General features: G+C 33.8%; 18 protein-coding genes. 10 read left to right on the top strand and 8 right to left on the bottom strand.

The features are described from left to right. Positions 1 to 27 precede the first annotated feature (27 nt). Together IQ05_RS09555 and IQ05_RS09560 are read left to right on the top strand one after the other, a co-directional pair. Complete coding sequence (locus tag IQ05_RS09555; RefSeq protein ID WP_144892377.1) at positions 28 to 549, top strand: DUF6452 family protein; 522 nt, start codon at positions 28 to 30, stop codon at positions 547 to 549. After that, positions 521 to 1,357 carry a DUF6048 family protein gene (locus IQ05_RS09560; RefSeq protein WP_144892379.1) on the top strand — a complete coding sequence of 279 codons (837 nt, stop codon included), beginning with the start codon at positions 521 to 523 and terminating at the stop codon, positions 1,355 to 1,357. The genes IQ05_RS09555 and IQ05_RS09560 overlap by 29 nt, the downstream gene beginning before the upstream one ends. Positions 1,358 to 1,449: 92 nt before the next feature. On the opposite strand, the gene IQ05_RS09565 is transcribed toward IQ05_RS09560, so the two are convergent. Together IQ05_RS09565 and IQ05_RS09570 are read right to left on the bottom strand one after the other, a co-directional pair. Further along, positions 1,450 to 1,686, bottom strand: coding sequence for a hypothetical protein (locus IQ05_RS09565; protein ID WP_144892381.1), 237 nt, complete (start codon positions 1,684 to 1,686; stop codon positions 1,450 to 1,452). Positions 1,687 to 1,730: 44 nt separating this feature from the next. Further along, on the bottom strand, positions 1,731 to 2,933 hold the full coding sequence (locus tag IQ05_RS09570; RefSeq protein ID WP_144892383.1) for a THUMP domain-containing class I SAM-dependent RNA methyltransferase: 1,203 nt from the start codon (positions 2,931 to 2,933) through the stop codon (positions 1,731 to 1,733). A gap of 69 nt (positions 2,934 to 3,002) precedes the next feature. Here IQ05_RS09570 and IQ05_RS09575 point away from each other — a divergent pair, with 69 nt between their 5' ends. Together IQ05_RS09575 and IQ05_RS09580 are read left to right on the top strand one after the other, a co-directional pair. Further along, entirely contained in the window at positions 3,003 to 3,767 is a 765-nt protein-coding gene (locus IQ05_RS09575) for a class I SAM-dependent methyltransferase (protein ID WP_144892385.1), read from the top strand. A 2-nt stretch (positions 3,768 to 3,769) separates the two neighbouring features. Beyond that, a complete protein-coding gene (locus IQ05_RS09580) occupies positions 3,770 to 4,441 on the top strand; it encodes a ZIP family metal transporter (protein WP_144892387.1) in 672 nt (223 codons plus the stop codon). Between the two features lie 56 nt (positions 4,442 to 4,497). Here the strand turns inward: IQ05_RS09580 and IQ05_RS09585 are convergent, their stop codons facing one another. Next, on the bottom strand, positions 4,498 to 6,888 hold the full coding sequence (locus tag IQ05_RS09585; protein ID WP_144892389.1) for an outer membrane beta-barrel family protein: 2,391 nt from the start codon (positions 6,886 to 6,888) through the stop codon (positions 4,498 to 4,500). Positions 6,889 to 7,046: 158 nt separating this feature from the next. Continuing rightward, on the bottom strand, positions 7,047 to 8,189 hold the full coding sequence (locus tag IQ05_RS09590; protein WP_144892391.1) for a helix-turn-helix domain-containing protein: 1,143 nt from the start codon (positions 8,187 to 8,189) through the stop codon (positions 7,047 to 7,049). 212 nt (positions 8,190 to 8,401) lie between these two features. Between IQ05_RS09590 and murQ the strand changes: the two genes are divergently transcribed. From murQ to IQ05_RS09615, 5 genes are all read left to right on the top strand, one after another. Further along, a complete protein-coding gene (gene murQ, locus IQ05_RS09595; protein WP_144892393.1) occupies positions 8,402 to 9,217 on the top strand; it encodes an N-acetylmuramic acid 6-phosphate etherase in 816 nt (271 codons plus the stop codon). A 63-nt stretch (positions 9,218 to 9,280) separates the two neighbouring features. Next, entirely contained in the window at positions 9,281 to 9,502 is a 222-nt protein-coding gene (locus tag IQ05_RS09600; RefSeq protein WP_144892395.1) for a DUF6095 family protein, read from the top strand. After that, positions 9,502 to 10,074: a pentapeptide repeat-containing protein gene (locus IQ05_RS09605; protein ID WP_144892397.1), complete on the top strand. Its 573-nt coding sequence runs from the start codon at positions 9,502 to 9,504 to the stop codon at positions 10,072 to 10,074. Before IQ05_RS09600 ends, IQ05_RS09605 begins: the two co-directional genes overlap by 1 nt. Positions 10,075 to 10,245: 171 nt before the next feature. After that, entirely contained in the window at positions 10,246 to 10,620 is a 375-nt protein-coding gene (locus IQ05_RS09610; RefSeq protein ID WP_144892399.1) for a DNA topoisomerase IV, read from the top strand. 25 nt (positions 10,621 to 10,645) lie between these two features. After that, positions 10,646 to 11,419: a TerC family protein gene (locus IQ05_RS09615; RefSeq protein ID WP_144892401.1), complete on the top strand. Its 774-nt coding sequence runs from the start codon at positions 10,646 to 10,648 to the stop codon at positions 11,417 to 11,419. Between the two features lie 56 nt (positions 11,420 to 11,475). Here the strand turns inward: IQ05_RS09615 and IQ05_RS09620 are convergent, their stop codons facing one another. From IQ05_RS09620 to ychF, 4 genes are all read right to left on the bottom strand, one after another. Then, a complete protein-coding gene (locus tag IQ05_RS09620; protein ID WP_144892403.1) occupies positions 11,476 to 14,163 on the bottom strand; it encodes a DNA gyrase/topoisomerase IV subunit A in 2,688 nt (895 codons plus the stop codon). Between the two features lie 164 nt (positions 14,164 to 14,327). Then, positions 14,328 to 16,196 carry a DNA topoisomerase IV subunit B gene (locus IQ05_RS09625; protein WP_144892405.1) on the bottom strand — a complete coding sequence of 623 codons (1,869 nt, stop codon included), beginning with the start codon at positions 16,194 to 16,196 and terminating at the stop codon, positions 14,328 to 14,330. A gap of 147 nt (positions 16,197 to 16,343) precedes the next feature. Beyond that, the gene (locus tag IQ05_RS09630) at positions 16,344 to 16,871 is read right to left on the bottom strand and encodes an NADPH-dependent FMN reductase (protein WP_144892407.1); all 528 of its coding nucleotides are present in this window, start codon (positions 16,869 to 16,871) and stop codon (positions 16,344 to 16,346) included. Between the two features lie 302 nt (positions 16,872 to 17,173). Further along, positions 17,174 to 18,268, bottom strand: coding sequence for a redox-regulated ATPase YchF (ychF, locus tag IQ05_RS09635; RefSeq protein WP_144892409.1), 1,095 nt, complete (start codon positions 18,266 to 18,268; stop codon positions 17,174 to 17,176). A 294-nt stretch (positions 18,269 to 18,562) separates the two neighbouring features. Here ychF and IQ05_RS09640 point away from each other — a divergent pair, with 294 nt between their 5' ends. Next, the gene (locus IQ05_RS09640) at positions 18,563 to 21,268 is read left to right on the top strand and encodes a TonB-dependent receptor (RefSeq protein WP_144892411.1); all 2,706 of its coding nucleotides are present in this window, start codon (positions 18,563 to 18,565) and stop codon (positions 21,266 to 21,268) included. Positions 21,269 to 21,403: the final 135 nt, after the last annotated feature.

Here is a 21,403-nt window from a genome sequence, read left to right on the forward strand (position 1 = left end):
CCTATTAGGGAAAATATTACAATGTAAATGAAAAAAATAATTTTATTCGTATTTGCTCTAGCACTCTCTTTCTCAAGCTGTGAAAAAGACGATATCTGCGATCCAAAAACCCCTACAACCCCAAGATTAATAATTGAATTTTTCGATTTTGAAAACCCATCAATAAAGAAAAATGTAACTAATTTGAAAGTGTTAGGTGAAGGCAAGACTGATGGAATTTTATTTAACGGTAGCCAAACCACAAACGGTACTAGTATTGCAATTCCACTAAAAACGGTAGGAAACTCAACGAGTTTTAGTTTTACACTAAACTCGGGAAATCCAAATCTAGCATTAGTTGATGAAGATATTATCCGTTTCAATTATACAACACAGGAACTTTTTGTTTCAAGAGCATGCGGGTACAAAAGCATTTTTACATTAGACCCAACAACACCTTATACCCATACTGATGCATCAGCTGCAAATCAAAAATGGATCAAGTTCATATCAGTTGAAAAAAATAACATCGAAAACGAAAATGAAACACATATTAAGATCTTTTTTTAGTTTTTTTCTCGTTTTATCGTTTGCTGTAATGCAAGCTCAAGAAACAACACCCAAAGGAGCAGTACCAAAACCTATTGCCCCGCAAAAAACTACACTCGAAAAACAAACAAAAAAGGAGCCTTTACAACTAGTCCCGACTGATGTTAAGACCGAAAAAAAAAATTCAGTTGCAGCTAAAACTGATCGATATGGAATTCGTGTAGGTTTAGATTTGTATAAAGTAACTCGTGCACTTTATGACAAAGATTATAAGGGATTAGAACTTGTGGGTGATTACAGACTGACAAAAAGGTACTTTTTAGCTGCCGAACTTGGAAACGAAAATAAAACCACAGCTGATGATCGCGTCAACTTTACCACAAAAGGAAGTTACATAAAAGCAGGTTTTGATTACAATGCATATGAAAACTGGCTGGATATGGAAAACATCATTTCAATTGGTCTTCGTTATGGTTTTAGCACGTTCAATCAGCAGTTAAACAATTACCGCATATATAATGCCAATCCGTACTTTCAAGAAACACCGATTATAAACTCAGGACAAAAATTTAATGGTTTGTCAGCTAGTTGGATTGAAGTTGTTGCGGGTATAAAAGCAAAAGTATTTAACAATGTTTTTATGGGCTTCAGCCTTCGTTTGAATCGATTGGTAACTAATAAAGAGCCCGAGAATTTCTCTAACTTATACATTCCGGGATTTAATAGAACGTACGATGGGAGTTTTGGAGTAGGATTCAATTATACAGTAACGTACTTTGTTCCTATTTATAAAAAGAAAATAAAGCCAGCTGTAGTACCAAAAAAGTAGTATAAAAAAATGCACATTCATTATTAGAACTTAAAAAAGTAATAAGTGAATGTGCATTTTATATTTAAAAATAAAACTTATAGGATTTTATACTACCCTATTTCCTTGAATCCTTTAATGAAAATCCATTTCATATATAATTTTTCACCGTCTTTTGTTTGTACGGCTTGAAATTTTGGAGCTACTAAAGTTCCTATTACAAATGCAGTTATTGGAATCCAAAAACCAGTTAAATTAGTGTACATAGCAATAGCATATCTTGCAGCGATAAATAAAACCGCAAAGCTTGCTAGTTGATATACAAATGCTTGTATTTGCTTTTTTGTCATTTTTTATAAGTCTTAAAGTTTTAAAGTAAAAAATTCGATATTACTTATTCAGCACCAGTTGTGTCTTGATCTGAATCCTCTGATCTAACGGACGAAGCAAATTTTGTTCTTTTACTGCCTTCATACATCTCATATTTTACTAATCGCGCCTCAAGACCTGCATTAAAAAGTTTAATTTTTCTTGAAGGCTTTAAACCTACATGTTTTAATGCTTCTAGGTTTGCAGTGATCATCCAAGCGTTTGTACCTGGATAATTTTTCTTTAAAGTATCGCCAACATTCTTATAAAATTCCTCCATGTGAATATCCAAACGCTCGTCATAAGGTGGATTAAATACGATATGCAATTTGCCTTCAGAAGTTTTTTCTGAATCAAAAAAGTTTTGATCTTCTATTGAAATGTATTCGTCAAGATTGGCATTTTTAATATTGTCTTTCGCTTTTTGAACCGCACTTGGAGCTTTGTCATATCCTTTTATGGTATAATGAAACTCGCGAACACGTTTTAATAAACTATCCGTAATAGCATCAAACAAATCATTATCCCAATCATTCCATTTTTCGAAAGCAAATTCTTTTCGGTTGATATTAGCTGGAATATTACACGCAATCATGGCTGCTTCGGCTAAAAAAGTACCTGATCCACACATTGGATCTAAAAAATCTGTTTGACCATCCCAACCTGAAAGTAATAAAATTCCAGCGGCCAAAACCTCGTTTATAGGTGCAATATTTGTTGCAGTTCTATACCCACGCTGGTTCAATGCATTCCCAGATGTATCTAGCGCTACCGAAACTTGGTCTTTATCAATATGAATATTAATTCTTAAATCAGGGTGAACCTTATCAATACTAGGTCGTTGACCTGTTCTTTCTCTAAACTGATCTACAATGGCATCTTTACATTTTTGAGAAACAAATTCAGAGTGATTAAAATATTCTGAATGTACTGTGGTATCTATAACAAAAGTCTGGTTCGCATTCAATAATTTAGACCAGTTTACTCCCGCAATACCTTTGTATAATCCTTGTTCATTATTGGCCTTAAAAAAATAAATGGGTTTTAAAATTTTTAAAGCGGTACGCAACGATAAATTAGCCTTGTACATAAACCCTTTATCACCTTTAAAACTAACCATTCTTACCCCTTGCTCTACATTTTGTGCGCCTAGGTTTTGCAATTCTTTTGCTAGTATTTCTTCAAAACCAAAAAAGGTTTTGGCAATCATTTTATAATTATTTTCCATTGTAAAATCAAGTATTCGTTGCAAAAATACACTAAATTTGCATCAATCGAATTAATTGAAAAAGAATAAATGTCTGCATCTCAAAATACATCCCTTGAAAATCAACCCAAATCAACAGAAAACTGGTACACCTCTTGGTTTGATACTCCTTATTATCACATTTTATATAAGGATAGAAATTACAGGGAAGCTCAAGTTTTTATGGACAATCTTACCCATTATCTGAATTTACCAGAAAATGCTAAAGTCCTTGATTTAGCGTGTGGCAAAGGCCGTCATTCTATATATTTAAATCAATTGGGTTTTACCGTACTTGGTGCCGATTTATCTGAAAATAGTATCGCCGAAGCGAATAAAAATGCTAATGAAAAATTACAATTCAAAGTTCATGACATGCGTGAGCCTTTTAAAGAAAAATTTGATGCTATATTTAATTTATTCACCAGTTTTGGCTATTTTGAAAATGACAAAGACAACCTTACAACGCTTATAGCCATCAAAGAAAGCTTGTCAGAATATGGTTTTGCAGTGATTGATTTCATGAATGTAAATCATGTACTCGAAACTTTGGTACCAGAAGAAACTAAAACGGTTGATGAAATTGATTTTCACATCACGAGGTATGAAAAAGAAGGTCATATTTATAAAGATATTAGCTTCGAGGACAAAGGTCAAAAATTTCATTTCACCGAAAAAGTAAAAGCACTAACGCTAAAAGATTTTGAAGTATTAATGGATCAAGCAGGAATTTATCTTTTGGACATCTTTGGAGATTACAAACTGAAAAAATTCCATAAAACAGATAGTGAACGACTAATAATGATTTTTAAATAACAATGAATTACCTTTTACCTTTACTTTCTGTACTTTTAGGGTATATCATTGCCTCAATATTAAAGCCAAAAAACAAGACCAACTTAAAGCTACTCTTAGCTTTTAGTGGTTCGTTTTTATTGTCGTTGACGGTAATGCATCTGCTTCCTGAGGTTTATGAAAGCAATCAAAGCAGTATTGGAATCTTTATCATGTTAGGAATTCTATTCCAAATCATACTAGAGTTTTTCTCCAAAGGCGCAGAGCATGGACACGTACACGGACATGAAAACATGAATCACATTCCTTGGTTATTGTTCATCAGCTTATGCATTCATGCTTTTTTAGAAGGTTTTCCTGTGGGTCATCAACATGATAATTTAGCCATTGGTATTGCAATACATCACTTGCCTATTGCTATCATCTTGACTACGTTTTTCATCAATTCACATCTCAATCCAAAAGCAATTTTTGCCTTCATGATTACCTTTGCCATCATGACGCCACTAGGCACACTCGCATCTGATTATTTGCCATTTATTAGCCAATACACCACCCAAATTACAGCAATAGTGATAGGAATCTTATTCCATATTTCATCTACCATTATTTTTGAAAGCAGCGAAGGACACAAGTTCAATATCGCTAAGGTTTCAATGATTGTGATAGGAATTGCATTGGCATATTTTATATAATTTTTTAAGTTAAGAAACAGAAATAGGTTAGATTCTGTTTCTTAACTTTAAACTTTCTAATTACTTCCTGTTCTTTTATTTTCCTCCTTATTTCCAAAATCACGCTGTTGTACATTTATCTTTTTGTTTCCAAAATTATAAACTAAAGATAATCGCACGAATCTACTACTGCTGTTTTGACTATACACTTGTTTTACACCGTTAACAACCGAAGTAAAATCTTTTAAATATGAGGTGTTAAAAATATCATTTGCTAAAAAAGCAATCTGCATGGTTTTATTAAACAAATCCTGTTTGAAACCAATATCAAAACTCGAGGCATACCCTACTTTATACAAACCCTCTTTGAATGGTGTTGTATACATAAAATCGATTTGCAATTTTGTTGTTTTGCCTAATAAAAAAGTGTTATTTGTCGAAAAATCAATTTGTAAACTGTTTGATGGTTTAGCATTGATGTCTTTAATAAATTCAGTTTTTGCTCCCAAAAAGTACAATGAATTTTCACTAGACCACCAATTTGTAAAACTTGCTGAGTAACTTTCACCTATTCCATAATTTAAGCTTTTAAAATAATTTTCACGGGTTATAATCTGTGTATTGGTCTCTGGATTTGAGGTAAACAAAACACCATAGCCATCTGTAATTGAATTGACAAAAACACTTGTTCTCAAAATTTCTTTATAAGAATGTGAAAACTCAAAATTATCACTAAATGACGGTATTAAAAACGGATTTCCTTCGGAATAACTATTGCTGTTGATGTAAATCCTGAACGGATTCAATAAGTCAAAACGTGGTCTGTTAATTCTTTTACCATAATTTAAACTAAAAGTATTGCTTTCGTTTTTCTTGTAAGAAGCATAAAAAGTTGGAAATAATTTCAAATAATCATTAACTTTTTCCTGATTCAAAGTTTCAGAAAAACCAGTTGTATGAGTATTTTCTAATCGAACACCCATTTGAAAACTCCAACTTTCTCCCAGATTTTTATTGGCATTAACATACAGCGCATGATTATTTTCGGTGTATCTAAATCGGTTGGATTGGTTCGGATCTAATTCTTGAAATCCTGTAATTGTATTGTAGTATAGTACATCACTCTCGCTATTTGTAAAACTTATTTTCGCACCGTAAGATAAATTGACTGCCTGAAGTGGATGTTCCATATCGGCCTTAAAACTCCAGTTTTTAATATCTTGATTTGAAACATTTCTTCCTGACTGATTCACATCAATAAATGTCATGTCTGGCATATAATTTTTAGCCACAAAATTTCGGTTAAAATTGGAACTATAATCAAAATAATCAATATCAAAAGATAGTTTTCGTTTTAAGTCATCCAGCTTGGTAATCATATGTGCGTTATAAGTTTGATTTCGAGATCCTTTATCAGTGAAACTTTTATTCAGTGTAATATTATCCAAATCATTTTGGGTATTGTAATTCTCAATTCTAATATCCGATTTAAAATCCGGATTATTTCTATCACGTAAAAATTGAAATCCTATAGTTATGCGTTCTGAAAGATCATAATCTAGGGCTGCCTTACCTGAAAGATTTTCGGTTTTTACCTTTGTTTCACTTTTTAAATGCGACAGTCCATCAGGAAAATACATTTTAAAATCATCTTTATCATTTAAATAACCTGATTTTACATTCATACTAGCAGCAAATCTGAACTTGTTTTTATGGTAAAAAAAGTTATCTCTTAAAGTTGTAATACCATATTTATTTTGATCATAAGAAAGTGTAGTTGTATTTTTCCAAGAATCACGAACTCCTTTTTTCATAATAATATTAATTAATCCACCAGTTCCTTCCGCCTCATATTTTGATGGGGGATTACTGATAATTTCAATATTTTTAATGTCACTTGCCGAGATCGATTTTAAATAATTATTCAGTTCCTCTCCTACCAATTCAATCATTCGTCCATCTATCATAACGCGAGAAGTTCCTTTTCCTAAAATATTGATTGTATTATTTTGTACCACAACTCCAGGTGCTGTATTTATAGCACTTAAAGCGTCTCCACCAACCGTTGTAACATTATTTTCAAGATTATAAACTAGACGATCCGTTTTCTGTTCGATTGTTTTCTTGTTAGATTGAATGATAACCTCCTTCAAACCGGTTGCGCTTTCTTTTAAAAGGATTGTTCCTAAATCAATATCTTTTTCTATCAAAATTTCCTTTTCAAATTCATTAAATCTTATAAGGGTAACCCCAATTTTATAAAACCCCTTTTTAAGATTGATTTCAAAACTACCATCTTTCATTGAGGTTGTCCCGTAAATAATTTTTCCTTCTGAATTGGATACCGAAATATCTGCCCATTCTAACGGAGTTGTTTCACTTGAGATTTTTCCTTTCAGTTTAAATGATGCTTGTGCTAAACAAAAGAATGGTACTAATAAAAAGATAAGGTAATTTGCTTTTTTCATGATTTCTATTTTTTAAAAACTTGTTTCGATTACTATGAAGCAAAGTTGCCTTAGAAACTTTACTTATGCGACCGACAAAAAAAAGTCGAACCAATTTCTCGTGAAGAAATCAGTTCGACTTTATTAGACATAGTGTACGACTTTTTACAAAGTGCTTATTACAAAGCTTTTCGGTATGCAGTAGGAGTTAAATTTGTATATTTTTTGAAAGAAGTATTAAAGGAAGATTTCGAATTAAAACCCACTTCGTACAAAATTTCCAAAACAGTAAGCTGACTTTTAGAGTGATCTTTTAAAATACCCATCGCTTTTTTGATGCGATATTCATTAACAAAATCAAAAAAATGTTGATTCATATGATGATTTATTAAAACAGATAAATCGCGAACCGGAATATTAATTTGATTGGCAAGCTCCTGAATTGTAAGCGATTGATCAAGATAAGGCTCTTTATCGTCCATATACTGTTTCAATTTCGAAATTTTACTGGAAATAGCATTGTTATGAACATCTTTACATTCTGTTTTTTCTTCAACTTCAGGCAGAATATCTTTTGCTAATTTCAATTTAGAATTAACACCTCTAAAAAGTTCGGGATGGTTTAGCGCTTTCATGATAAACCAGCATGTTATAAGCAAAGCAACAGCACCTACAAGTACATTTATCCAAAGAAACATCTCTCTAAACCCAGTATAACGTAATATATTTTTTAATGCAACAATTGAATGTGCAATGAGAAAAACACAAGTAATTTGAAATAACCATTTATAAGTAGCAGTACTCGAATCAGCGTAATTTTCTAGATAGATTTCTCTATACTTTTTTAAAATTATAAAAACACCGACGATATAAAATACATATTGAAATTCAATTAAAATCTGAATGAGGTATATCTCTGGCATTTGATTAAGTATTGTAACAAATGTGTCTCTTTCTATGTAGTTGCTAAGATAAATCCTTGGAATAAAAACCAAATTGACCAATAAAAAAGGAATTGAATGCAATGCGTGCTTCCACTTTAATCTAAAATCAGAATAACAGACTGCCAGTACAGAAAGATAAAATAAAGGCATTCCAAACAAACAGGCAGTAGATCTAAAAATCTCTAAATTTAACTCAATACGAGTAACCGCATCAATAAAAAAACCAGAAAGATCAATCGCTGAAAAAATAAAAAAACACGCAAATAAACGATTTGCTAATTTATTTTTGGTTTTAACCGTTACTAAAAAAAATGCAAGCAATAAAGAAACAAAAACGGAGATCCGACCAATGCCCTGCAGTAAGCTTAATTTATCCATTTAACTTATAATATTTAAACAAATATAGTATTTTAGATCAAGTCTCAACAATTTGAATTCCTTTCGATTTAGAAGAAATTAAATTATAAAAATTAGTAAATTAGTACAAAAAGCAAGCAAATCTGAAACTTTTAAAACTTGAAACAAAAAATAGAAAATTTCGGGAATGTGATAAAAAAGGTTAATTTTGGACTTGTCCAATTATACTAAAAATGACTTTCACTAAAACTACCGAACAAGCCTCAAAATACGAACATTTAGAAAAAATGTCGGTTCAGGAATTGTTGTCAAATATTAATCAAGAAGACAAAACAGTTCCTCTTGCTGTTGAAAAGGCATTGCCACAAATTGAAAATTTAGTAACCGAAATTGTCACTAAAATGAAATTAGGCGGTCGTCTATTTTACATAGGAGCGGGAACCTCAGGAAGATTAGGAATTGTTGATGCCTCCGAATGTCCGCCTACTTTCGGTGTTCCTTTTGATTTAGTTGTTGGGATTATTGCTGGTGGTGATACAGCCATTCGTAAAGCTGTTGAAAATGCCGAAGACAACACAACTCAAGCCTGGATTGACTTGCAAGCCTTTGAAGTGAATAAAAATGATGTTGTTATAGGAATTGCAGCTTCGGGAACCACACCTTATGTTATTGCTGGTTTAGAGGCGTGCAATGAGATGAGCATAACCACAGGAAGTATTTCTTGTAATGCTGGAAGTCCGTTGTCACAAACAGCGAAATTCCCAATTGAAGTAATTGTAGGACCTGAATTTGTAACCGGAAGTTCCCGCATGAAAGCAGGAACGGCACAAAAACTAGTACTCAACATGATTTCAACTGCTACCATGATCCAACTTGGGAAAGTGAAAGGAAACAAAATGGTCGATATGCAACTCAGCAATAGTAAACTTGTTGACCGCGGTGTAAAGATGATTATGGAAGAAATTCCAGTTACCTACGAAGAAGGTGCTGCATTACTTACAGAATACGGAAGCGTGAGAAAAGCTGTTGATTTTTATCTAGCGCAATAAAGATAGTACTTGTACCTACTTTGCATTTTCAAAAGCTTCAAACCTTAAATTTTAAAAGAAACAATGGCGACTAACAAAGAATTATTATCAAAAGGAATAAGGTATTTAGCAGGGGCCTTACCGCTATTATTTTTAGGACCAACAATAATTCATAATGCTTTTATGAACAAGCAAAACATTTGGCATTATCTAGTATTAAGCGTTGGGGTGATTGTTTGTTTTATTGCTATGTACCTAATGTATGTAGGGTTAAAAACAATTATGAAAAGCTTATTTAACGACTAATGAAAAACAATATTCAACTTCAAAAAACATTTGAAAAAACAAATCCGTTTGACAACTCGATAAGCAATCAAGAATTTGAAGAATGTATTTTTTTAAATTGTGATATATCAAATGCGGTTTTGTCCAATGCTACCTTTATGGATTGTGTATTTAAAGACTGTAATCTTTCTATGACTAGATTAGCTAGTGCTAGTTTAAAAGGAGTACAATTTAAAAACTGTAAACTATTAGGGATTTTGTTTGATGAATGTGATGATTTCTTATTCCAAGTGGAGTTTGAAGAATGTGTTTTGGATTATGCCTCTTTTACCAATAAAAAGATGCCCAAAACCAAGTTTATTTCGTGTTCGTTACGAGAAGTCAATTTTTCTGAAACCAATTTAACGGGTTCCATTTTTGATGGGAGTTCGCTACAAGGAGCGCTATTTAACAACACGCAATTAGCAGGAAGTGACTTTACTAAAGCCATAGATTACATCATAGATCCAGAATACAATCCGATGAAAAAAGCAAAGTTTTCAACGCAAGGAATTGGTGGTTTATTAGACAAATATGACATTAAAATACACTAATTTTACCCCAGATGGAAGTTAAAACCCATGAGACTGGAAAGCTATTTTTTTCTTGACTTAAAAGAGCGACCAACGGAAGCTCCTTTTATGGCACTAGAAAAAAAGATTTACATTCTTATGAGTTGCAACAAACAGCTGGATTAGGTTCAAAAAAACTATAAAAAACAACAAATGAAAAAAATTGTACTACTCATGGCCTTACTGCTCCTCGTGTCCTGTTATGATGCGGATAGAAATTGTAAGGATTTTAAAATTGGTAAATTCAAGTTTGAATATGAAGTGAATGGAGTTAAAAAAACCACTTTCTTTGAACGCAATGATAGTATTGAAATTGAGACTTTTGAAGGAAAAACAGATACCGCAAGTATTCGTTGGGTAAATGACTGTGAATATATTTTGCAAAAATTACATCCAAAAAACATGGCTGAAGAAAAAGCTATTGGCATGAAAATCTTGACGACATCAAAAAATTCGTATACCTTTGAATTTGGAATGGTTGGATCTGATGCCAAACAGCGCGGAACCGTGACGAAGCTTACCAATTAATAGATATCAACCCTAACTAAATATAATGGAAGTATTTTTAAACCCTGATGCGTGGATAGCCCTTTTAACCTTGACTTTTCTTGAAATTGTTTTAGGAATTGACAATATCATTTTCATCTCTATTGCTACTGGAAAATTACCGATCGAACAACGCAAAAGAGCCACTAAAATAGGAATGTTCTTGGCGATGTTCATGAGAATAGCACTTTTGTTTGGTATTAATTTATTAATTCAAATGAAAGAACCATGGTTCAAAATTGAGTTGAGTTGGTTTTCGGCTGGAATTACAGGTCAAAGCCTAATTTTACTGGGTGGTGGGTTATTTTTGATTTACAAAAGTACCAATGAAATTCGGGAAAAAGTGGATGAGAAAGGACATGAGGAAAAAGAACTTGGAAAAGCGGCTACAAAATCATTTCAAAACGTTATTTTTCAAATTATCTTGATTGATTTGGTTTTTTCTTTTGATAGTATTTTGACAGCGGTAGGAATGACAAATGGTGTTGAAGGTGCCTTATACATTATGATTACAGCAGTAATAATTTCTGTACTCATCATGATGCAGTTTGCGGTTCCTGTTGGGAATTTTGTAAACAAACACCCTTCTATTCAAATCCTTGGCCTTTCATTTTTGATTTTAATAGGTATGATGTTGCTTACTGAAAGTGCTCATCTATCTAACGCTTTGATCTTTGGAAGTCACGTAACACCAGTACCAAAGGGCTATTTGTACTTTGCTATTTCGTTCTCATTATTAGTAGAAGTACTGAATATGAAAATGAATAAGAGTAAAAAATAAATTATGAATAACTAGTAAATAATAAAAAAGCTTCCAAGAAATTGGAAGCTTTTTTGTTAATCTAAACTCATGGTTATTTGACCATCGTCATCTAATTGCACTGGTCCAGTCTCTTCTTCATTTAAAACAATCGGTTCTGGAATTTCCTCTACAGGCTCCTCGTACGGAAGTGATTCCAGCAGATTGACCTGCTTTAACTTATCTGCAGTCAATTGATTACCTTGGGCTTTGAATCCTTTTACGGCTATAAAAGCCTCAACATCTACCACTTGGTTTTCTTTTTGTACTCCTTTTGCTTTTGCAAAAACTAATTCGGCAACAGGTCTATAATCTGTTGAAACAATTTCTAGATGCGAATTAGCATGTTCTGAGATAAAGGCTTCCTCTTTGTTTTCGGTTTCTACCAAAAAGCGTTTGATGTAATAGCGCTCTTTTTCTCCATCAAAATAAATGGCCGAAATAGGTTTTTTAGGATTCCATTTCTCTAAAACGACCATGTCTTGGTCGAAATGTGTTGTCAACTCCGGCGTTATCACTTTGAGCTTGCCAGATTGTGCAATGATTAAAATTTTATCACTTGGTCTAAATTCACCCAGCAATTCTCCACGTCCATCTACATTTAATCGTTGTACCGTATCATCAAACCACACTTTACGAGGCAATAGTGTAGAAATCCCTTTCTCTTTTAATTCTATTTTCTTGATTGGATATTTCGTTACCAAATTCCCCTTAGAACTTCTTCCTTTTATGGCAAGATTTGAAAAATCAATATCAAATTTCAATTTTTTGATAGTTCCCACTTGGCGCAACAAAATGGTAATTACCTCAGCTTCACCGTTTGGATTACATGAAAAGTATACGATTTGAGATCCCGCAGTTTCATTTGTTAAATCATAAGGTTTATCACGTGTAACTCCCGATACGTTAAAGCGTTTGATGTATGATGGACCCGATTTTCCATCGCGATAAATCAAGTTGTAAATGGTGCGCTTATCACTTTTGTCAAAAATAGCCACGTGAATAATATCTTTACCCACAAAGGTTTTTGCATCCACTTTTGTAATCATCATTTTTCCATCTCTTAGAAAAACAATAACATCATCAATATCAGAGCAATCCGTAACATACTCGTCTTTTTTAAGACTTGTACCTACAAAACCTTCTTCTCTATTTACATACAGTTTGGTGTTGCGCAAGACTACTTTTGTTGCTTCGATATCATCAAAAATACGCAATTCGGTTTGGCGTTCGCGACCTTTACCGTATTTCTCTTTTAATTTCGTAAAGTACGCTATTGCAAAGTCTGTTAAATGAGCTAAATGATGTTCTACTTCCTTCATCTCGTCCTCTAACTTGGCAATCATGTCATCAGCCTTATCCGAGTCAAAACGGGTAATTCGAATCATTTGAATTTGCGTGAGCTTCTGCAAATCGTCATCATTAATGGCTCTAACAAAAGATTTCGTAAAAGGCTCAAATCGGTTGTACAAATAGGTATACAGCGCTTCTCTATCACCATACAATTTAAAATCAATGTACATTTCTTCGCGAATGAAAATTTTCTCTAGCGTTGAAAAGTGCCACTTGTTTTTTAATTCTTCGAGTTGAATTTCGAGTTCTTGTTTTAATAAATCAACTGTTCTTGCAGTTGAAATGCGCAACATTTCAGAAACCCCAATAAACAAAGGTTTGTTATCTTCAATCACACAACCCAAAGGCGCAACTGATGTTTCGCAAGCTGTAAAAGCAAACAAAGCATCAATGGTTTTGTCTGGAGAAACTCCTGGAAATAAGTGAATCAATATCTCTACCTCAGCAGCGGTATTGTCTTCAATTTTTTTGATTTTGATTTTGCCTTTTTCATTGGCTTTCAAAATACTATCAATTAAAGTGGTCGTATTAGTCGAAAACGGAATTTGAGTGATGACTAACGTGTTTTTATCCAATTGGGCAATTTTGGCACGTACGCGTACACGACCACCACGCAATCCGTCATTGTAATTTGATACATCAGCAATACCTTGCGTCATGAAATCAGGATACAACGTAAACGCTTTTCCTTTTAATATTTTGATCGAAGCGTCAATTAGCTCATTAAAATTGTGCGGCAACACTTTCGTGGAAAGTCCTACAGCAATTCCTTCTGCTCCTTGTGCTAAAAGCAATGGAAACTTTACCGGCAGATTGTTTGGCTCAGCACGACGACCATCGTACGAAACACCCCAATCGGTAATTTTTGGAGAATACAAGACTTCCAAAGCAAACTTGGACAAACGCGCCTCAATGTAACGCGAAGCCGCAGCACCATCACCTGTTAGGATATTTCCCCAGTTTCCTTGGCAATCTATCAATAATTCTTTCTGACCAATTTGCACCATAGCATCACCAATACTTTGATCTCCGTGCGGATGGTATTGCATCGTGTGTCCCACAACGTTCGCCACCTTGTTGTAACGACCATCATCCAACTCTTTAAGCGAGTGCATGATACGGCGTTGAACAGGTTTAAATCCGTCCTCAATAGCCGGAACAGCACGTTCCAATATTACATACGAAGCATAATCCAGAAACCAGTCTTTGTACATGCCCGTAACCTTGGTTATGGTATCGCCTTCTTCGTTATTATTTTCGTAAAAATGCTGCATGCCACTAGAGGTTTTTATATCATCAAAACCAGTGTCGTTGCTTACATCTTCATTTTCGTCTCCCTCAGGAATTGTATTTTCGTCTTCTTCGTCTTTCATTAAATATATTCTATTGAATAATAGTTTTGTATATTTTTCTTATCGTGTATGTCTAAAAAGAATAGTTTTCCTCAGAAATATGTTCCACAATTTCAAATTTAAAAGTTCTCACAATTAAAATAGTTGTATAAAATAGTAATTCTAAATCTTACTTTAAACCTATATCACTCCTCAACCAAAGCATCCAACTCCACCTTCAAGTTCTTGATAATAAATTCTTGTCGGTCTGGCGTATTCTTACCCATGTAGAAAGACAATAACTGCTCAATCGAGGTATTTTTATCCATCATAATTGGATCTAAGCGGATCGTTTCTCCAATGAAATTCTTGAACTCATCTGGTGAAATCTCTCCTAATCCTTTAAATCGGGTGATTTCTGGTTTTGGTTTTAGTTTTTCGATTGCTTCTCTTCTTTCTTCTTCAGAGTAACAATAAATGGTTTCTTTCTTGTTTCGAACCCTAAAAAGTGGCGTTTGCAAAATATACAAATGTCCTTCTTTGATTAGTTCAGGGAAAAATTGCAAGAAGAAGGTAATCAATAACAATCGAATGTGCATTCCATCGACATCGGCATCGGTAGCGATTACAATGTTGTTGTAACGTAACTTTTCGAGACCGTCCTCAATATCCAAAGCAGCTTGAAGCAAGTTGAATTCTTCGTTTTCGTACACAATTTTTTTACTCATTCCATACGAGTTCAACGGCTTTCCACGCAAACTAAACACGGCTTGCGTATTCACATCACGCGACTTAGTAATGGATCCCGAAGCCGAATCTCCCTCGGTAATAAAAAGTGTACTCTCTAAGTTTCTAGGGTTTTTTGTATCGGGTAAGTGCGCACGGCAATCTCTTAATTTTTTGTTATGTAGGTTGGCTTTTTTAGCACGATCTGTGGCTAGTTTTCTAATTCCAGATAATTCTTTACGCTCCCGCTCTGCCTGCAAAATTTTGCGCAATAACGCCTCTGCTGTTGGTGGGTTTTTATGTAAATAGTTATCTAATTTGTTCTTGATAAAATCGTTTACAAACGTACGAACAGAGACTGGTGTACTTCCATCATCCGAACCCATATCTGTGGAACCTAATTTAGTTTTAGTCTGCGACTCAAAAACAGGTTCCATCACCTTGATACTAATAGCACTCACAATAGATTTTCGTACATCTGAAGCTTCGAAGTTTTTATTGTAAAACTCACGAATGGTTTTTACAATAGCTTCTCTGTAAGCTGCTAAGTGCGTCCCTCCTTGTGTGGTATTTTGTCCGTTTACAAAAGAGTGATACTCCTCACTGTACTGGGTTTTACTGTGGGTAAGCGCAATTTCTATATCATGTTCTTTCAAGTGAATAATTGGATATTCCAAATCATCAGCACTTATTGTTTCTTCTAGTAAATCACGAAGTCCGTTCTCTGAAATGTACTTTTCACCGTTAAAAATAATCGTCAAACCATTGTTTAAGTAACAATAATTCTTTACCATTTTAATCACATATTCCATTCGGAACTTGTAATTTTTGAAAATGGTTTCATCAGGCGTAAAAGTTACTTTTGTTCCTTTACGCTTGGTAGTTTCAATTATATCTTCTTCAAGGACTAAATTTCCAGCGGAAAACTCAGCGGCTTTTTGCTTTTCCTCTCTCACCGATTCTACTCGGAAATAGTTTGAAAGTGCATTCACAGCTTTGGTACCCACACCGTTCAAACCTACTGATTTCTGAAACGCTTTGGAGTCGTATTTACCACCCGTATTCATTTTCGAAACTACATCAACGACTTTACCCAACGGAATACCTCGCCCGTAATCACGTACCGAAACCGTTTTGTCTTTGATGGTCACTTCGATGGTTTTACCAGAGCCCATAACGAATTCATCGATACAGTTGTCTAAAACCTCTTTTAACAGGATATAAATACCATCATCTGGCGAAGAACCGTCACCCAGTTTCCCGATGTACATTCCGGGGCGCATGCGAATATGCTCTTTCCAGTCTAAGGACCGAATATTGTCTTCGGTATATTGATTTTGATCGGACATTTTAAAATTTGTGGATTTTAACTTCGTTCAGTTTGGGCTTTACTTTACGCAAAGCTCTCGAATGTGCTAATGTAGTGTAATATGATAAATTTTAAAAATTCAAAGCCTCAAAGTTATCAAGAATAATATTGACAAGCTCTTTTTGCTTTACGATTTAAAATTACCAATCAATGACTTTAGCTTAATATCATATTCACCGTTTGTTATAATTCCTTTTTGGATATCAAAATTAGCATCAAAACTAGGTAACGAAAAAGTTGCTTTTACGTTGGCGCCATAACGCGGGAAAGCAGTTTTTGCAATTTCTAAAACACTAGCACCACCTCTTGCTCCTGGCGAAGTAGCTAGAAGCAACATGGGTTTGTCCTGAAAAACTTTTCCGTTGATTCTAGAACTCCAATCGAAAATATTCTTGAAAGCAGCACTATAATTACCGTTGTGTTCCGTCATAGAAATTACTAGTACATCAGCTGTTGCAATTGCAGCTAAAAATGCTTTCGCTACCTCATGCTGACCGATTTCGGCCTCCAAATCAACTGTAAACAAAGGCATTTGAAAATCGTTTAAATCCAGAACTTCTACGTTTGCATTTTCAAAAAGATGCGCTGCATAAATTGCCAGTTTTTTATTGATAGAATTTTTACTGTTGCTTGCGCCAAAGGTTACTATTTTCATAAGATTGTTTTTCTAAATGTACAACAAATAGATTTTATGACAAAGTTAATTATCAAGGCGCCTTCTGATAATTTTAATCAAACGTTAAACACCTATACAAATACCCCAGATTGTAGCGGAAAGCATTTTTTTATAAAGCTACATTTTTTCTTGACCTAAAAGAGCGACCGCAGGAAGCTCCTTTGAGGGCTTAGAAAAAACGGCTTTATAGAAAAATCTTGAAGCGTAAAGCTGGATTAGGTCCATAAAAAAAGTCGAAAGCTATTTCTAACTTTCGACTTTTCACTTTTTACATTTAAAAATTACACGTTGAATCTAAAGTGCATTACATCACCATCTTTCACAACGTATTCTTTACCTTCTACTTTAAATTTTCCTGCTTCTTTACATTTAGCTTCAGAACCGTATTGCACATAGTCTTCATAAGCAATTACTTCGGCACGGATAAACCCTTTTTCAAAATCAGTATGAATTACACCAGCAGCTTGTGGCGCGGTAGAACCGATATTGATGGTCCAAGCACGAACTTCTTTTACACCTGCCGTGAAATAGGTTTGTTGTTTTAATAATTTATAAGCTGCACGAATTAAAACGGATGCTCCTGGCTCTGACAATCCCATATCTTCAAGGAACACTTGGCGCTCTTCGTAGCTTTCAAGCTCTGTAATATCAGCTTCGGCACCTACAGACAAAATAATTACTTCTGCATCTTCATCTTTTACTAACTCGCGAACTTGATCTACGTATTTGTTTCCATTTACGGCAGAGTTTTCGTCTACATTACACACATACAAAACTGGTTTTGCGGTAATCAATTGAAACGATTCCATCAAAACTTCCTCGTCATTTCCTTGCGGAGTTATAGTTCTTGCTGATTTTGCTTGCAATAAAGTATCTTTAATTCGATCCAAAAGCGCTTTTTCAGTCTGCGCCTCTTTGTTACCCGTTTTTGCAGCACGATTTACTTTTTCTAAACGTTTTTCAACCGTTTCTAAATCTTTTAACTGCAACTCGATATCGATAGTTTCTTTGTCGCGAATGGGATTTACATTACCATCAACGTGCACAATATTATCGTTATCAAAACAACGCAAAACGTGAATAATAGCGTTACACTCTCTAATGTTTCCAAGAAATTGATTTCCTAAACCTTCTCCTTTACTAGCTCCTTTTACTAAGCCTGCAATATCTACAATATCAACCGTAGCCATTTGCACACGCTCCGGTTTTACCAATTCCTCTAATTTATTAATTCTTGGATCAGGTACATTAACAACACCAATATTTGGCTCTATGGTACAAAAAGGAAAGTTAGCACTTTGCGCTTTTGCGTTTGACAAACAATTGAACAAAGTTGATTTTCCAACATTAGGTAACCCTACAATTCCTGCTTTCATCTGTAAATACTATTTTATTTTTTAACAGAAACCTGTGAGTCATTTTATGACAAACAAGATTCTTTTGAGTTTTAAATTTTGAGCTATCAAGCATTAAATCTTATTAGATAAAGACATTTAGCTTTAAAAGTTTGCAAATATACCATTTTAATACTGTTTTCAATAATTAAAAGATAGCATTACTGAGAACCTGCTATTTTTTCAAAAAAAATATAAATAGTACTAATATTTTGTTAAAAAAAAATTATATTGCGGTCTATTTAAAATCAAAAAAAAAATAAAACACAACTTATTATGAAAAAAATCGCATTATTATTAATCCTCTTAAACGTCTCGTTTGTATTTGCGCAAAAGCAAATATCAGGTGTAGTTAAAGACAATTCTGGAAATTCGTTGCCAGGAGTAAACATCGTAGAAAAAGGAACAAAAAATGGAGTTTCTACTGACAGTGATGGTTCTTACAAAATTAAAGTAAATGAAGGAGCTACATTAGTATTTAGTTATGTTGGATTCAACAAAGTAGAAAGAGCAGCAACAGACGCTGTAATCAATGTAGTTTTATCAGAAGAAGGTGGACAAAATTTAAATGAAGTTGTAGTAACAGGAACAAGAACTGCACCTAGAAGTAACACTACATCAGCACTTCCTATTGATGTACTATCTTCAAAAGATCTTACCTCAACAGGACAAGCAACTTTTGACAAAGCATTACAGTACAAAATACCGTCTTTTAACACGGTACAAACTCCTGTAAATGACGCTACTTCCCTACTAGATCCTTACGAAATAAGAAATATGGGACCTAGTAGAACGTTAATTTTGATCAATGGAAAGAGAAAAAACATGAGTTCACTAGTGTACACACAAACATCTCCGGGACGTGGTGAAACAGGATCAGATATCTCGGCTATACCGACTGATGCTATCGAAAGAGTTGAAATACTTCGTGATGGGGCTTCAGCACAATACGGTTCTGACGCCATTGCTGGTGTAATGAACATCATCTTAAAAAAGAATTCCTCTTTGGGATCAGTTACATTAAGAACAGGAATAACATCTGAAGGAGATGGTGAAATGTATGGAGTAAGTTTAAACAATGGATCTACTATTGGCGAAAAAGGATTTATCAATTACACTGTAGATTTTTCAAAAGTTGCATTAGCAAATAGACCAGGAAAAGTAAATGCAGATGGAGAAGTTGCTGATTTTGGCGCTAACCTTGCTGACGTAAATGCTTTCCTAGCTCTTAAACCAGATGCTGGAAATGTTAATGGATCACCAGAAACTGCCTCTGCAAAATTTTTAGTGAATGGTGGAGTTGATTACAACGAAAATAATCAAATGTATTACAATGCCGCTTATGTGTATAAAAAAGTGAATTCATTTGCAAATTATAGAACACCGTATTGGAGATCAGTAGCTGACATGCCATATCTAGCAACATTGTTCGGTAATGGAACTGCTGCTTCTTACCAAGGTTATGTACCAACATTTGAAGGTGATCTTAACGATTACAATGCAACAATAGGTTACAAATCAACCAAAAATGGATGGAATACAGATGTAAGTTTAACAACAGGAGGTAATACTCAAATATACACCGTTTCAAATTCACAAAACAGATCATTTATTGACTCTAATGGTAATGACACGAAAGACCCTGGGGAAAACTTTTTATATGGAATTAACACTCCAATCACTTTCAAACCAGGAGGAACATCATTTAATCACTATGTTGGAAATATAGATATCTCTAAAAATTTAAATGATCAATTAAGTTTAGGATTTGGATCTGAATTTAGAACTGAAAATTTTGAAATTTTCGAAGGAGATCTTGCATCATACACTGGAAATAGAAGTGGTGCTGATTCATTTCAAGGTAATACTCCAGAAAACTCAGGTAAATTTAATAGATATAACTTGGGTGTCTATTTAGATTTAGCATACGATGTGACAGAAGATTTTTTAATAAATGGGACAGTTAGATATGAAGACTACAGCGATTTTGGTAGTGCAACTGTATGGAAAGCAAGTACTAGATATAAGTTTTCTGACGATAAAATAACACTAAGAGCTTCTTTATCAACAGGATTCAGAGCACCATCATTACATCAAATATACACTCAAAAATCACAATCCTCTTTTGTTCCAGGACAAGGAATCGTTGTACAAGGTTTAATTAACAATGTATCATCTGCAGCAAGAGCAAGTGGTGTTCCAAAATTAGATTCTGAAAATTCAACAAACTTTACAGCAGGAATAGGTTTAAAACCAAACAAAAATTTCAACCTTACCATAGATTATTATGATATTAAGGTAGAAGACCGAATTGTACTTGGAAATCCTATCACATTTTCCCCTACTAATACATCAGCGTTTTTTGTTAACGGAATTGATTCAAGAACATCTGGGATTGACCTTGTAGCGGGCTACAAAAATTTAATAGTGGGATCTGGAAAAATGGGCTTTAACTTATCTGGTAACTATACCATTACAAATAAAATTGACGGCCCAGTTAAAAATCCTGCAAGTGTTGTAGCTGTTAATCAATCTGTAATAGATGCAACCCAAGAAGCACTTTTATTTACTTCTAGACCTGAATTCAAAGTAATAGGTGGTGCAGAATACGAAATTGGAAAATTTGGATTAACAGTAAACAATACCTTGTTTGGGCCTACAAAGTTTAAAAATGCTGGTATGTCAAATGACTTAAGAGTAGAGTTTTTGACAAAAATGGTTACTGATTTAGGAGTTACATTCTCTGCAACAGATAAACTTACATTAGCACTTAATGTAAATAACATATTAAATGTTTTACCAGAATGGCAATTTAAAGCTGAAAACGCAGCTGGAACAGCAATTTTGAATGATCCAGCGCAAACTAGAAAACAATTCAATTTGGTTACTTTCAATGGACGTTATTCTCAAATGACGTATGATGGATACCATTTCAGTCAATTAGGAACTATGTTCAATTTATCTTTGAACTATAAATTCTAATTTTCAAATATAAATTCATAAAGGACTATCGAAAGATGGTCCTTTTTTTTTGGCAAAAACTCTTACCTACGTACCTCATCATAATTAAAACTTATTCGAAATTGTTTCGAAAGAATCATTTTCTTTTTTGATTTT

Origin of the sequence: Flavobacterium tiangeerense (genome assembly GCF_007830355.1) — a bacterium.
GTDB classification, from domain to species: domain Bacteria; phylum Bacteroidota; class Bacteroidia; order Flavobacteriales; family Flavobacteriaceae; genus Flavobacterium; species Flavobacterium tiangeerense.

Bases quoted from the DNA above. Each gene is read 5' to 3' on its own strand.
- IQ05_RS09555 (WP_144892377.1), top strand. From the start codon at position 28: ATGAAAAAAATAATTTTATTCGTATTTGCTCTAGCACTCTCTTTCTCA.
- IQ05_RS09560 (WP_144892379.1), top strand. From the start codon at position 521: ATGAAACACATATTAAGATCTTTTTTTAGTTTTTTTCTCGTTTTATCG.
- IQ05_RS09565 (WP_144892381.1), bottom strand. From the start codon at position 1,686: ATGACAAAAAAGCAAATACAAGCATTTGTATATCAACTAGCAAGCTTT.
- IQ05_RS09570 (WP_144892383.1), bottom strand. From the start codon at position 2,933: ATGGAAAATAATTATAAAATGATTGCCAAAACCTTTTTTGGTTTTGAA.
- IQ05_RS09575 (WP_144892385.1), top strand. From the start codon at position 3,003: ATGTCTGCATCTCAAAATACATCCCTTGAAAATCAACCCAAATCAACA.
- IQ05_RS09580 (WP_144892387.1), top strand. From the start codon at position 3,770: ATGAATTACCTTTTACCTTTACTTTCTGTACTTTTAGGGTATATCATT.
- IQ05_RS09585 (WP_144892389.1), bottom strand. From the start codon at position 6,888: ATGAAAAAAGCAAATTACCTTATCTTTTTATTAGTACCATTCTTTTGT.
- IQ05_RS09590 (WP_144892391.1), bottom strand. From the start codon at position 8,189: ATGGATAAATTAAGCTTACTGCAGGGCATTGGTCGGATCTCCGTTTTT.
- murQ (WP_144892393.1), top strand. From the start codon at position 8,402: ATGACTTTCACTAAAACTACCGAACAAGCCTCAAAATACGAACATTTA.
- IQ05_RS09600 (WP_144892395.1), top strand. From the start codon at position 9,281: ATGGCGACTAACAAAGAATTATTATCAAAAGGAATAAGGTATTTAGCA.
- IQ05_RS09605 (WP_144892397.1), top strand. From the start codon at position 9,502: ATGAAAAACAATATTCAACTTCAAAAAACATTTGAAAAAACAAATCCG.
- IQ05_RS09610 (WP_144892399.1), top strand. From the start codon at position 10,246: ATGAAAAAAATTGTACTACTCATGGCCTTACTGCTCCTCGTGTCCTGT.
- IQ05_RS09615 (WP_144892401.1), top strand. From the start codon at position 10,646: ATGGAAGTATTTTTAAACCCTGATGCGTGGATAGCCCTTTTAACCTTG.
- IQ05_RS09620 (WP_144892403.1), bottom strand. From the start codon at position 14,163: ATGAAAGACGAAGAAGACGAAAATACAATTCCTGAGGGAGACGAAAAT.
- IQ05_RS09625 (WP_144892405.1), bottom strand. From the start codon at position 16,196: ATGTCCGATCAAAATCAATATACCGAAGACAATATTCGGTCCTTAGAC.
- IQ05_RS09630 (WP_144892407.1), bottom strand. From the start codon at position 16,871: ATGAAAATAGTAACCTTTGGCGCAAGCAACAGTAAAAATTCTATCAAT.
- ychF (WP_144892409.1), bottom strand. From the start codon at position 18,268: ATGAAAGCAGGAATTGTAGGGTTACCTAATGTTGGAAAATCAACTTTG.
- IQ05_RS09640 (WP_144892411.1), top strand. From the start codon at position 18,563: ATGAAAAAAATCGCATTATTATTAATCCTCTTAAACGTCTCGTTTGTA.